Source organism: Actinoplanes sp. NPDC049118 (assembly GCF_040648555.1).
Taxonomy (GTDB): Bacteria; Actinomycetota; Actinomycetes; order Mycobacteriales; family Micromonosporaceae; genus Actinoplanes.
This window is the reverse complement of the sequence record NZ_JBEZDY010000012.1, coordinates 15,475-28,077: the sequence shown is the minus strand read 5'-3', so window position 1 is coordinate 28,077 and position 12,603 is coordinate 15,475. Positions and strand designations below refer to the sequence as shown.

The following is a 12,603-nucleotide window of genomic DNA, read 5'->3' as shown; positions in this document are numbered from 1 at the left end:
CTGCCCCTACTTCCCGCTGGAGATGCCGGTCACCTTGACGCGGGTCAGCGGCTGACGGTGCCCCTGGCGCTTGTGGTAGCCGGTCTTGTTCTTGAACTTGTGGATCCGGATCTTCGGACCCTTGGTGTGCTCGGCGATCTCGCCGGACACCGTCACGCTGGCAAGCTTGGCCGCATCGGTCACCAGGTTGTCACCGTCGACGAGGAGCACCGCGGCGAGAGTCAGGGCGTCGCCGGGCACACCCGCGAGCTTCTCGACCTCGATCACGTCGCCCTCGGCAACCTTGTACTGCTTGCCGCCGGTCTTGACGATCGCGTACATCGACGCGGACTCCCTGAGACTTACGCAGCGAAAGAGCTGCTGGCGGATGAAACTGGATCCGGCGGGCACCCGAAGGTGAATCCCAGGGCGCGCACGGAACAGGCGCACGAAAATGCGCCGTCAGAAAGACTACTTCATCGGCGGGCCGGCACCCAAACCGGGGAGCCTCATGTAACGAATTTGCATGGGTTTTCCGCTGCGGGCGGGTTCAGCCGTTGCCGCAGGCCTTGTCGAGGGTCGCCTGCAGCTTGGCCAGCCGCTCCGCATTGATCTTGCGCACGTCGCCCTTGAGGGCCGTGACCTGCGAACCCATGTCGGCCAGGGCCGCCTTGAGCTTCGCGTCGGCGGCCAGCTTCGACATGTCCTTCAGCGCGAACGAGTAGTTCTCCACGTCACGGGCGGTCTTCTGCTTGGCCTTGAGCACCAGGTCCTTGTCCTGCGACGACTCGGCGTCGATCAACAGCTTCAGGTCCTGTGCGAAGTTCTTGGCGGCGTCGCCGCCGGTCTTCGCCGCCTGCTGGCAGATCGCCGCGGTGTTGCCGGAGAGCGCCGCGTCCGCCTCGCCCGGCAGGGCCGCGCCGGCCGACGCCCCGGCGGCCGGCGCGGACGCGGCGGCGGGCGTGGAGATCGCGGGAAGGGGTGCCGCGGTCGTGTTCTCGGCCGCCTTGCCGCTCGAGCAGCCGGTGCCGAGCAGGAGAAGGGCGCCGCTCACGGCGGTCACGGACAGCAGGCGTCGCATGGGGCTCGGTACTCCTCGGGGGATGTGACTGGGGGATCACGAGGGTAACCGACATAGATCGGCGGACATGGGCCGGGCGGCCCCAGCAGGGATTACCCCGCCGAAGCCGCCCGGTCGTGCTCTCAGGGGCGGGTACGCCGCCGGGTGCCACCGCGGCGCGACCTACGCCGGCCGCCCGCTCCCGCACCCACGGGCTCGTCGTCGCCGTCCTCGCCGTCCTCGTCCTCTTCGGCCGCGTCCGGGTCGTCCGAGCCGGTCAGCTGCAACGGCTCGGCCGGGTGCTCCGCGCCGTTCGCCCCGTTCGCCTCGTACCTGGAGAGGTCGTAGCCGCTGATGTCGTAGTCGTCATCGCCGGAGGCGGCGCTGACCACCGGCGCGGTGCGCGCCACGATCCCCGAGCCGGCCGGCGCGACGACGCCCGAACCCCGCGGCGGCAGGCCCGCCGTCTCCGCCACCGGGTCCTCGGCGGGCAGGTGTGCCGGTTCCACGTGCTCCACGACCGGCGCGGTCTCCACGACCGGCGCAGTCTCCACGACCGGCGCAGTCTCCGCGGCCGGCGCAGCCTCCGCGGCCGGCGCCGTCTGCACGGCCGCCACGACGGTCTCGGGCTCGGCCTCGGCCGGCGCCTCGCCGCCACCGCCGCCGCGGCGCCGCCGCGACTTCGTGCTCGGCTGCTGCGCGGGCATCTCGGTGCGTGCCGCCGCGGCGACCGCCTTCACCTGGGTGACCGCGCCGCCGACCCGCTTCTCCGGCACCGGCTCGGTGTGGATGATCAGGCCGCGGCCCTTGCAGTGGTCGCAGGTCTCGGTGAACGCCTCGATCAGGCCGGCACCGATGCGCTTGCGGGTCATCTGCACCAGGCCGAGCGAGGTGATCTCGGTGACCTGGTGCTTGGTCCGGTCCCGGCCCAGGCACTCGGTCAGCCGGCGCAGCACCAGCTCGCGGTTGCTCTCCAGCACCATGTCGATGAAGTCGATCACCACGATGCCGCCGATGTCGCGCAGCCGGAGCTGCCGGACGATCTCCTCGGCCGCCTCGAGGTTGTTACGGGTGACCGTCTCCTCCAGGTTGCCGCCCGCGCCGGTGTACTTACCGGTGTTGACGTCGACCACCGTCATCGCCTCGGTGCGGTCGATGACCAGGTGACCGCCCGAGGGCAGGAACACCTTGCGGTCCAGCGCCTTGAGGATCTGCTCGTCGATGCGCTTCTCGGCGAAGATGTCCCCGGTGCCGGTGTGCCGGTGCAGCCGGTCGAGGAGCTCGGGCGAGACCGAGTCGAGGTAGCCCTCCACCTCGCCGAAGGCCTGCTCGCCCTGGATGACCACCTCGCGGAAGTCCTCGTTGAACAGGTCCCGGACCACGCGGATGACCAGGTCGGGCTCCTCGGAGAGCGCCGCCGGGGCGTGCCCCTCGGCCGCCCGCGCCTGGATGTCCTCCCACTGCGCCTGCAGCCGCTTGACGTCGCGGGCCAGTTCGTCCTCGCTGGCGCCCTCGGCGGCGGTGCGCACGATGACCCCGGCGCCGTCCGGCACCAGCTTCTTCAGCACGTCACGCAGCCGCTTGCGCTCGTTGTCGGGCAGCTTGCGGCTGATCCCGGAGGCGTTGCCGTTCGGCACGTAGACCAGGTGGCGGCCGGAGAGCGCGATGTGGCTGCTCAGCCGGGCGCCCTTGTGCCCGATCGGGTCCTTGGTGACCTGGACCAGCACCGAGTCGCCGGAGCGCAGCGCCTGCTCGATCGAGCGGGCCCGGCCCTCCAGCCCGGTGGCGTCCCAGTTGACCTCACCGGCGTAGAGCACGGCGTTGCGGCCGCGGCCGACGTCGACGAACGCCGCCTCCATGCTCGGCAGCACGTTCTGCACCTTGCCGAGGTAGACGTTGCCGACCATGGTGCCGGACGTGGCCCGCGACACGTAGTGCTCCACGAGGACGCCGTCCTCGAGCACCGCGATCTGGGTGCGGTCGGGCTTCTGCCGGACCACCATCACCCGGTCCACCGCCTCCCGGCGGGCCAGGAACTCGGACTCGCTCAGGATCGGCGGCCGGGTACGGCGCTGCTCCCGGCCGTCGCGCCGGCGCTGCCGCTTGGCCTCGAGCCGGGTCGAGCCGGAGACGCCCTGCACCTCGTCGGAGCGCTCGCGGGTGCGCGGCTCGCGGACCCGGACGACGGTGTGCACGCCGTCCTCGATGCCACCGGCCTCGGTGTCCCCGGAGCCCTTGCGGCGCCGGCGGCGTCGGCGGCGGGTGACCCCGTCGCCGTCCTCGGCGTCCTCCTCGTCCTCGCCCTCGCCCTCGGCCTCCGCGGAGTCCTCCGCGGTGGCCTCGGCCTCGGTGTCGTCGCCCTCGTCGGACGGGCCCTTGCCGCGGCCACGGCCGCGGCGGCCACGGCGGCGACGGCGGCGGCTGTTGCCGTCCTCGTCCAGCTCGTCCTCGGCGCCGTCATCGACCTCGTCGGCCGTCTCGTCGGCCTCCTCGAGCACCGGCTGCTCGAGCAGCTCGGCGGCCTCCGCCGGCTCCTCGGCGGCCGCGCCCCGGCGGCGACGGCTGCGGGTGGTGCGGCGGGCGCCCTCGGCGGGCTCCTCCGCGGTCACGGGCTCCTCGGCGACGAGCTCCTCGGCCAGCGGCTCCGCTGCCGGTGCGACCACCGGGGCCGCCGCGGCACCGCGGCGGGTACGGCGGACCGGTGCGGGCTCGGTCTCGGTCTCGGGCGGCATGAACAGCACGGCCGGGGGAAGGGCGGCGGCACGGCGGCCGCGCGTGCGGGGCGCCGGCGTCTCCTCCACCAGGTCGCCGTCGAGCGGCAGCACACCGATCAGCGGGGCGGCCGGCGTCTCGACCGGCGCCTGCGCGACCGGCTCGTCGACTGACTCCTCCTCGGCGGCGGGCTCCTCGGCGACAGGCTCGGGCGCCACGGCAGGCGCGGCGGCCTTCTTGCGGCGGCTGCGGGTGGCCTTCACCGGCGCGACGGGCTCGCTGTCACCGGGAAGGCTCTCGGCGGCCTCGGCGGGGTCCTGCGCGGGTGCGGCCGGCGCCGCGGCAGGCGCCGCGGCCTTACGGCGCCGGCGGGCCGGCGCCGCGGGGGCCTCGGCCGCGTCGGCGTTCGCCGGCCCCTCGGACGCGCCCGGCTCGGCGCCGGGTGCGTCTGCCGCCGTCTCGGCGGCGGGCGTCGCCTTGCGCCGCGGCGCACGGGTCCGACGCGTCGGTGTGGTGCTCTCGGCGGCATCGACGGAAGGAGTGGTTGCTCCGTCCCGTTCACCGCCCTGTGGCTCGTTATCGAGCATGGGGCGCTCTCCAGTTCTGGCGGCCCCGGGCGCGGGTGAGCGCTGCCACGCAGGGTCGCCGCAAGTTTTTCGGCCCCGACCGAGTCGGACGGGCTGCCGAAGTCTGCCAACGCGGACGCAGACCGAAGCGGTCAGCGCCCTCCGATGGAGGCGCCCTCGCGATCCGCTTCCAACGGATCGACTATCTCCCCCTGCGGCGTGAGAGTGCCCTGCGCCAGCCGAGTCACCCGTGGGGGCACCGGCGGCTCCAGGCCAGCCACCACGCGCAGGCCGGAAAGGACGTCATCGGGTCGGACGGCGGGAGTAACCTGCCGCACGACAAGGTCGATTATCGCACACGGCGCGGCCGCGCCCTCGGAAGGTGCGTCAGACTGCTTGCTCACAGCGAAGACGGTCACTGCGGACCTCGCGTCGAACGAGCGCCGTCCCTGCTTGGTCATGCGCTCGACCTGCACTTCCTCCGCGGCAAGGAAGGCCTCGACGGCCTTCTCGGCGGCAGCCGGCTCGATCTCGGGTAGCTCGATCAGCCAGCGGGAGGCGTTGATCCGGTCGGCGAGACTGCCCTCGGTCGCCACGACGGCGTCGATGACGTCCAGGCCGGGCGAGAGCGCGGCGTCCAGCGCGACCCGCAGGTCCGCCGGGTCGACCTCGGCCTGCAACCCGATCTCCAGGTACTCCGCCTCGCTGCCGACGCCGGTGGGCGCCGCGCTCGCGTACGAGATCTTGGGGTGCGGGGTGAAGCCCTGCGAGTAGGCGATCGGCACGGCGGCGCGGCGCAGCGCGCGCTCGAACGCCCGGGCGAAGTCCCGGTGCGAGGTGAAGCGCAGCGGTCCGCGCTTCGCATAGCGAAGGCGGATCCGCTGCACGACCGGGGCCTGGCCGCCGACCGGCTGGTTCTTGGCGATGACGTTTCTCCTAATGAGCAATTTTCAACCTGGCCTGGGGCCATCGGTATCCGAGCCGTTGATCACCGCCGGGAACTGCCGCCCCGGCCACGTTGAAAAAGGCTCACTGGTCAGTGCGTGTGCGCCGGGGAGCGCAGCCCGTTCGTCGGGGTGAGCGGCAGCAGCTTCCGGCCGGTGGGGCCGATCTGGATCTCGGTGTCCATCGACGGGCAGACGCCGCAGTCGAAGCACGGGGTCCAGCGGCAGTCGTCCTGCTCGTACTCGCTCTTGGAGTCCTGCCAGTCCTGCCAGAGCCATTCCTTGTCCAGGCCGGAGTCCAGGTGGTCCCAGGGCAGCACCTCGAGCTGCTCGCGCTCGCGGGTGGTGAACCAGTCCAGGTCCACGCCGAAGGCGGGCAGCGTCTCGGCCGCGGCCTCGACCCAGCGGGCGTACGAGAAGTGCTCGCTCCAGCCGTCGAAACGCTGGCCCTTGTCCCAGGCACGCCGGATCACCGCGCCGACCCGGCGGTCGCCGCGCGAGAGCAGGCCCTCGATCAGCGACGGCTCGCCGTCGTGATACCGGTAGCCGATCGCCCGGCCCAGCGACCGGTCACTGTTGATCTCCTGCTTGAGCATCCGCAGCCGGTTGTCGATCACCTCGGGCCGCTCCATCGCCGCCCACTGGAACGGGGTGTGCGGCTTGGGCACGAACGCGCCGATGGAGACCGTGCACTTGATGTCCTTGGTGCCGGTGGCGATCCGGCCGGCCTTGATCACCTCGTGCGCCATCCGGCCGATCTGCAGCACGTCGTCGTCGGTCTCGGTGGGCAGGCCGCACATGAAGTAGAGCTTGACGCTGCGCCAACCGTTCGAGTACGCCGTGACGACCGTCCGGATCAGGTCCTCCTCGGTCACCATCTTGTTGATGACCTTGCGGATCCGCTCGGAGCCGCCCTCGGGCGCGAACGTCAGGCCGGTACGCCGCCCGTTGCGGGACAGCTCCTGCGCCAGGTCGATGTTGAAGGCGTCCACCCGGGTCGACGGCAGCGACAGCGAGACGTTGGTGTCCGCGTACTGCTCGGCGAGGCCGGAGCACATGTCGCCGATCTCCGAGTGGTCGGCGCTCGACAGCGAGAGCAGGCCGACCTCGGAGAAGCCGGAGAACTCCAGCCCCTCCTTGACCATCTGCCCCACGGTGGTGATCGACCGCTCCCGGACCGGACGGGTGATCATGCCGGCCTGACAGAACCGGCAGCCCCGGGTGCAGCCCCGGAAGATCTCCACGGCGTACCGCTCGTGCACCGTCTCGGCGAGCGGCACCAGCGGCTTCTTCGGGTACGGCCAGGCGTCGAGGTCCATCGTCGTGCGCTTGTGCACCCGGAACGGTACGTCCGGCCGGTTCGGCACGACGCGCTGGATGCGCCCGTCGGGCAGGTAGTCGACGTCGTAGAAGCGGGGAACGTAGATGCTCTCGGTGCGCGCCAGCCGCAGCAGCAGCTCGTCGCGGCCGCCCGGGCAGCCCTCGGCCTTCCACTCCCGGATGATGCCGGTGATCTCGAGGACCGCCTCCTCGCCGTCGCCGAGCACGGCGGCGTCGATGAAGTCGGCGATCGGCTCCGGATTGAAGCTGGCGTGGCCGCCTGCGAGCACGATGGGGTGGCTCTCGTCCCGGTCCGCGCTCATCAGCGGGATCTGCGCCAGGTCGAGGGCCGACAGCATGTTCGTGTAGCCCAGCTCGGTGGCGAACGAGAGTCCCAGCACGTCGAAGGCCCGGACCGGCCGGTGCGCGTCGACGGTGAACTGCGGTACGCCGTTCTCCTTCATCAGCGCCTCGAGGTCCGGCCAGACCGCGTAGGTGCGCTCGGCGAGCACGTCGCTCTGCTCGTTGAGCACCTCGTAGAGGATCTGTACGCCCTGGTTGGGCAGGCCGACCTCGTAGGCGTCGGGATACATCAGCGCCCACCGCACGGTGGTGGCGTCCCAGTCCTTGACGACGACGCCGAGCTCACCGCCCACGTACTGGATGGGCTTGCTCACCCGGGGCAGCAACTGCTCAAGCTGGGGAAACACAGAACTGACACTCATGCCATAGCCTCCGCTGGCGCTCCGGCGATGACATTCGTCGCGCTCGCGAGCTCATTCGTTGGCCCCCAGGGTACGCGGCTCAGGGTGCCAATTCGTTCGCGGCCCGATCGAGGTCGGTGGTCAGGAGATCATCACGGAACGCGCACAGCTGCAGCGTCATCCGCGCCGGGCCGGTGGCACCCACCACGAACCGGACCGGGGTGCCCTGGTCGTCCAGGTCGCCGACCAGCGTGTCCAGCAGCCGCACACCCGCGCTGTCCAGGAACGAGACAGCGGTCAGATCGATCAGCACCGCGCCCGCGTACCCGGTCTGCCGCACGATCTCGCGGCCGATCTCCGGCGCGTTGGCCAGGTCGATCTCGCCGGCCAGCCGGACCAGATCGACCTTGCCCAGCTTGGCGAAGGTCACCCACTGAGTCATCGCGCCTCCCGGCGGGTACGCCGCATCGACACCGTGGTGCCCTCGTCGTGATCGAACGACGCGTGGTCCATCACCTGGCGGATGAGCTTCAGCCCGCGGCCGCGGGCGGCGTCGTCGTTCGTGGCCTGCCACTGGCCCTGGTCGCGGATGCGCAACTCGACGGCCTCGGGCGACACCGCGGCGACCACCTCGACGATCCCGAACGGGTCGTCGCGGTAGCCGTGCTCGATCGCGTTGGCCACCGCCTCCGAGCAGGCCAGCAGCACCGCCTGGGTGCTCTCGTCGTCGACGCCGTTCGCGACCAGCCAGCCGCGCAGGTCCTTGCGCAGCAGGGCGATCTGCAGCGGGTCCGCGCCGATCGAGCGTTCCAGCCGCTCCTCGACGCCGATTGAGATGCAGAGCAGGCAGACGTCGTCGGCGTGCTCGCGGCCGACGAGGAAGTCGGCCAGGCCGGCGGCCAGCCCGGGCAGCGGCGAGTCGCGGCGGCCCGCGTACGCCCGGGCGAGCACCTCGAACCCGGCGTCGATGCCGCGGTTGCGGCGCTCGATGAGGCCGTCGGTGTAGAGCAGCAGCCGGCTGCCGGCGGAGAGGCGTACGCGGTGCTCCAGCCGCATGCCGCGTCCGGCGCGCGATCCCAGCGCACCGGAGCGGGCGTCGAGCAGGTAGCGCGGCGGGGCGCCCGGCTCCGCGAGCAGCGGCGGCACGTGCCCGGCGCAGGAGTAGGTCATCTCGTTGCTGGACAGGTCGACCTCGGCGTAGGCGACCGTCGCCATCCGGGCGGACTCGACCCGCTCGACGAACCTGTCCAGGCGCTCGAGCAGCCGCGCCGGCCCAGCCTCCGCCGAGGCCAGGGCCCGGATGGCGCTGCGCAGCTGGCCCATGGTGGTGGCCGCGTCGATGCCGCGCCCGACCACGTCGCCGACGACGACGGCCAGCTTGTCCGGGGTGATCTGGAAGGCGTCGAACCAGTCGCCGCCGACCTCGAGGTCGTGCGCGGCGGCCTGGTAGTGGGTCTCGACCGCGAACCGCGGGTCCGAGGGCAGGTCGTTGGCGAGCAGGCTGCGCTGCAGGGTCCGGGCGATGGCCCGCTCCTGCTCGTAGAGGCGGGCGTTCTCCAGCGCCAGCCCGGCCCGGTCGGCCAGGGCGGCCAGGAAGACCGCCTCGGCCACCGCCGTACGCCGGCCCGGCGCCATCCGCAGCGCGAGGGTCCCGAACACCTTGCCGTTCGCGACCAGCGGCAACACCGCGCAGTCGGGGTCGGGGCCCTTGTCGTCGGTCAGCTGGGACTGACCGCTCGCGACCACCTCGACGATCCGCTCGGCCAGCCGTTCGGGATCGGGTGCCGGTCCGCCGCCGTCGGCGTGCAGCCCGGCGGGACCGACCTGCAGCCGCACCGACGCCCACTCGGCCATCTCCGGCACCATGCGTTCGATCAGGCGGCGGGCCCGGGGCATGAGCCGGGGCACGACCTCCAGCGCCCGGGTCGTCTCCGCGAGGAAGGTGGACCGGATCTCGCGCCGCCGGAGGTCGTCGTAGAGCCGCGCCCGGTCGAGCGCCTGCCCGGCCTGGTGCCCGAGCAGCCGGACCACGCGCAGCTCGCTGTCGGTGAGCTCCCGCTGCTCGGCGAAGTCGAACCCGAGCACGCCGAGCACCTCCACGCCGGCCGGCTCCTCGGCGGAGGAGGCGGTCAGCGGCAGCAGCACCACGGTGCCGCGCCGGTTCCGCAGCATCGTGCCGGCCAGGTCCGGGAAGTGCTCCTCGGCCTCCTCGATCGAGCCGATCACGTGCAGGTCTCCGCGCCGGGCCACCTCGGCGACGGCCCGCGGCGAACCGCGCGGGATGTCGTCGCGGGCCGGGCCGGCGGAGTCGGTGCACGCGATCGCGGTCAGCTGGTCCCGGTCGGGATCGGACAGCCAGACCGTCGCCGTGCTCGCGCCGAAGGCCGGCTCCGGCACGCGCACGACGGTGTCGGCGACGTCGGCCTCGGTCGGCGCCGCCGCCAGGTCGGCCACTATCTCCTGCAGCACCCGGACCCGCCGCTCGGAGGCCTCGGCGGCGCGGCGGGCGGCGAGCAGCTCCTTCTCGTACCCGCGGCGCTCGGTGGCGTTGAAGATCGTGGTGCGGATGACCCGCGGCAGCCCGGCCGGGTCCCGCCCCAGGGTGGAGTTGGCCAGGATGGGCAGCCGGCGGCCATCGGCGCAGACCAGGTCGAAGGCCACCTCGTGCACGTCGTTCTGCATGCTCAGCAGCGGCGCGTAGTGGGTCTCGTAATAGATCTTGTCGCCGGGGCTGAGCAGGTCACGGAACCGCCGCCGGCCGACCAGCGAGTGACGGTCGTAGCCGGTCCAGTCCAGGAACGTCTCGTTGACCTTCACGATGGTGCCGTCGGGCATGGTCGTCAGGTAGCCGCACGGCGCGTTGTCGTAAAGGTCGCCCGGGTCTTCCTCCCAGGGCACCTGGACGTCGTGCGTCACGTCCGGTCCGCCGTCACCGCTGTCCGTCATCGCGCTACAGGTACGCCCTGATGGCGGCGACCGTCTCGGCGGGAGCGCTGAGATTCGGGCAATGGCCGGTCGCATTCATGACGACCAGTGTGCTCCCCGCGAGATGTTCGTGCACATAGGAGCCGACGGCCCCGGGCGCGATGACGTCGTCGGTGCACTGCAGGATCAGGGCAGGGGTGCGCAGTTTCGCCAGGTCCGACCGGTTGTCCGACATGAACGTCACGTGCGCGAACTTCTTGGCGATCTCCGGGTCGGTGGCGCAGAAGCTGTTGGTGAGCTCGGCGCCGAGCTCGGGCCGGTCGGAGTTGCCCATGATGACCGGCGCCATCGCGCTCGACCAGCCGAGATAGTTGCTGTCGAGCGACTCCAGCATCTCCTCGATGTCGTTTTTTCCGAAACCGCCGACGTAGTCGCCGTCGTCGATGTAGCGCGGCGACGGCCCGACGAGGACCAGCTTGGCGAAGCGCCCGGGCTCGCGGATCGCGGCGAGCACGCCGATCATCGCGCTGACCGAGTGGCCCACGAAGACGACGTCGTACAGCTCGTGCTCGTGCAGGATCTGCAGGACGTCGCTCGCGTACCCGTCGAGGGTGGAGTAGCGCTCGTCGTCGTAGGCCGTCAGGTCGGAGCGGCCCGCGCCGACGTGGTCGAAGAGGACCACGCGGTGGGTGTCCAGGAACGCCGGCGCAACGAAGCGCCACATGTTCTGGTCGCATCCGTAGCCGTGGGCGAACACCATCGCGCGGCCGTCCGGCCGCCCGGTCACGGACACCGCGTTGCGCTGAGTCGTGTTCATCTTCCGCTCACCATCCGGGTCACCATACGACTCCGGACCGTCCCGCACATCGCCCCCCATGTCCGTCGTTCGCGAATGACCTTCACCGAATCCGGCTCCGGCAGGGTGATTCGATCAACACCGAGGAAGTGGCGGAGCGGCTCTAACCTGGCGGAAGACGCCGCGATGGCGACCGATGCGACGGCCCGGTACGAGCGGTGGGAGGAGATCGACGGATGGCCGACCAGCAGCCGGAGAAGCCGGCCGCCGGGGCGCCCGACGAGAGCACCGCCGTGCCGCCCCCGGCACCCGAACCCACCCGCGTGGAGGGCACCCCGGACGACCCGACCCCGGCCGAGGGCACCACCGCGGCCCGATGGAGCGGCTCCGCGGTCGTGCCGCCGCACGTGCCCAAGCGCCCCTGGTGGTCGCGCCGCCGCGCCGAGGACCAACCGCCGCCGGGCGCCGACCCCTGGGCCGGGCGCGACGACTGGTCGGCCACGCCCGCGGTGGATCCGTGGGCCGACCAGGACACACCCTGGCAGGCCGAGCTGCCGTTCCCGGAGGCCATGCCGCCCACCCGGATCGACGGCCCGATGCCGCCCACCCGCGTCGGATCGCCGCTGCCGCCGACCCGGCTCGAGCCGCCGCTCCCGCCCACCCGCACCGAGCGCCCGGCGCCGCCGGCGAGCGCGCCCGCACCGCCCGCCGCGAGCCTGCCGGCCGCGCCCGCACCGGCCGCCGGGAGTCCGCCGGCCGCGCCCGCCAGGCGCCGCTGGGGCCGCAACCGCGCCAAGCCGACGCCGGCCGCCCCGGCCAACCGGCTCGCGGTACAGCCCCGGCCGCCGGCGGCACCGGCGCCGCAGTACCGCGCGGCCCAGCCATCGGCCCGGCCGGCCCCGGCCCGACCGGCGCCGCCGCCGTGGCAGCCCCCGCCGAAGGGCCGCCCGCCGGCCGGCCCGCCGGGCCCGCACCCGCCACGCCGCAAGCGCCGGTGGCCACGCCGGCTGTTCCTGTTCACCCTCGTCAGCCTGGTCTGCTGCTGCGGTGTGCCCGGCTACCTCGCCTGGCCGGCGGCCAACCAGTACCCGGTGACGGCCGACCTACCGGCGTCGATAGCCGACCTGGACCTGCGCGACGACGGCGCCAGCCGGCGGGCCGTCGAGCGGCTGACAGAGGAGCTGCGCGGCACCAGCCTGGCGCAGGGCGACGTCTTCGGCGGGGTCTACACGGACGGCAACGGCAAGAAGGTGACGGTCTTCGGCACGACGGGGCTGCGGCTCACGCCGCAGGAGGACGTCGAGGCCGAGATCGCACACCTGGCCGACGGTTACCGCATCAAGAACGTCGAGCCGTACGACCTGGGCGAGACCGGACTGCACGAGCGCTGCGGCGTCGGGCGCTCCGGCGGCAACGCGGTCGTCGTCTGCGCCTGGGCCGACCACGGCAGCCTCGGCACCGTGCTGTTCACCAGGCGTTCCCTCGCGGAGAGCGCGGAACTCACGGGTCGGGTGCGCAGCTCGGTGCTCGTCCGCCGGTGACGCCGACGCGAGTCGGGCGTGTGACCCCCGGCCCGTGCGGGCCGGGGGTCATACGC

The 12,603-nt window shown here is 72.6% G+C and carries 9 protein-coding genes; 1 reads left to right on the top strand and 8 read right to left on the bottom strand.

Features of this window, described 5'->3' with window-relative positions; genetic code table 11:
* Window positions 1-6: 6 nt before the first annotated feature.
* From rplU to AB0B58_RS19985, 8 genes are all read right to left on the bottom strand, one after another.
* Window positions 7-321: a 50S ribosomal protein L21 gene (gene rplU, locus AB0B58_RS20020; RefSeq protein ID WP_184996934.1), complete on the bottom strand. Its 315-nt coding sequence runs from the start codon at window positions 319-321 to the stop codon at window positions 7-9.
* 208 nt (window positions 322-529) lie between these two features.
* A complete protein-coding gene (locus AB0B58_RS20015; protein WP_360225361.1) occupies window positions 530-1,060 on the bottom strand; it encodes a hypothetical protein in 531 nt (176 codons plus the stop codon).
* Window positions 1,061-1,182: 122 nt separating this feature from the next.
* Window positions 1,183-4,338, bottom strand: a complete 3,156-nt coding sequence (locus tag AB0B58_RS20010) for an Rne/Rng family ribonuclease (protein ID WP_360225359.1) — start codon at window positions 4,336-4,338, stop codon at window positions 1,183-1,185.
* A gap of 131 nt (window positions 4,339-4,469) precedes the next feature.
* Window positions 4,470-5,204, bottom strand: coding sequence for a TIGR03936 family radical SAM-associated protein (locus tag AB0B58_RS20005; RefSeq protein WP_360225898.1), 735 nt, complete (start codon window positions 5,202-5,204; stop codon window positions 4,470-4,472).
* 149 nt (window positions 5,205-5,353) lie between these two features.
* Window positions 5,354-7,306 carry a TIGR03960 family B12-binding radical SAM protein gene (locus AB0B58_RS20000; protein WP_360225357.1) on the bottom strand — a complete coding sequence of 651 codons (1,953 nt, stop codon included), beginning with the start codon at window positions 7,304-7,306 and terminating at the stop codon, window positions 5,354-5,356.
* Window positions 7,307-7,385: 79 nt separating this feature from the next.
* Window positions 7,386-7,727, bottom strand: a complete 342-nt coding sequence (locus tag AB0B58_RS19995) for an STAS domain-containing protein (protein WP_360225355.1) — start codon at window positions 7,725-7,727, stop codon at window positions 7,386-7,388.
* Window positions 7,724-10,231, bottom strand: a complete 2,508-nt coding sequence (locus AB0B58_RS19990) for a SpoIIE family protein phosphatase (RefSeq protein WP_360225353.1) — start codon at window positions 10,229-10,231, stop codon at window positions 7,724-7,726. Before AB0B58_RS19990 ends, AB0B58_RS19995 begins: the two co-directional genes overlap by 4 nt.
* A 4-nt stretch (window positions 10,232-10,235) precedes the next feature.
* Complete coding sequence (locus AB0B58_RS19985; protein WP_360225351.1) at window positions 10,236-11,027, bottom strand: alpha/beta hydrolase; 792 nt, start codon at window positions 11,025-11,027, stop codon at window positions 10,236-10,238.
* A gap of 215 nt (window positions 11,028-11,242) precedes the next feature.
* Between AB0B58_RS19985 and AB0B58_RS19980 the strand changes: the two genes are divergently transcribed.
* Window positions 11,243-12,547 (top strand): hypothetical protein, encoded by a 1,305-nt coding sequence (locus tag AB0B58_RS19980; protein ID WP_360225349.1) that lies wholly within the window; start codon window positions 11,243-11,245, stop codon window positions 12,545-12,547.
* The last annotated feature ends 56 nt before the right edge of the window (window positions 12,548-12,603 follow it).

Excerpts from the sequence above, each read along its gene's own strand:
- rplU (WP_184996934.1), bottom strand. The coding sequence starts at position 321 with ATGTACGCGATCGTCAAGACCGGCGGCAAGCAGTACAAGGTTGCCGAG.
- AB0B58_RS20015 (WP_360225361.1), bottom strand. The coding sequence starts at position 1,060 with ATGCGACGCCTGCTGTCCGTGACCGCCGTGAGCGGCGCCCTTCTCCTG.
- AB0B58_RS20010 (WP_360225359.1), bottom strand. The coding sequence starts at position 4,338 with ATGCTCGATAACGAGCCACAGGGCGGTGAACGGGACGGAGCAACCACT.
- AB0B58_RS20000 (WP_360225357.1), bottom strand. The coding sequence starts at position 7,306 with ATGAGTGTCAGTTCTGTGTTTCCCCAGCTTGAGCAGTTGCTGCCCCGG.
- AB0B58_RS19995 (WP_360225355.1), bottom strand. The coding sequence starts at position 7,727 with ATGACTCAGTGGGTGACCTTCGCCAAGCTGGGCAAGGTCGATCTGGTC.
- AB0B58_RS19990 (WP_360225353.1), bottom strand. The coding sequence starts at position 10,231 with ATGACGGACAGCGGTGACGGCGGACCGGACGTGACGCACGACGTCCAG.
- AB0B58_RS19985 (WP_360225351.1), bottom strand. The coding sequence starts at position 11,027 with ATGAACACGACTCAGCGCAACGCGGTGTCCGTGACCGGGCGGCCGGAC.
- AB0B58_RS19980 (WP_360225349.1), top strand. The coding sequence starts at position 11,243 with ATGGCCGACCAGCAGCCGGAGAAGCCGGCCGCCGGGGCGCCCGACGAG.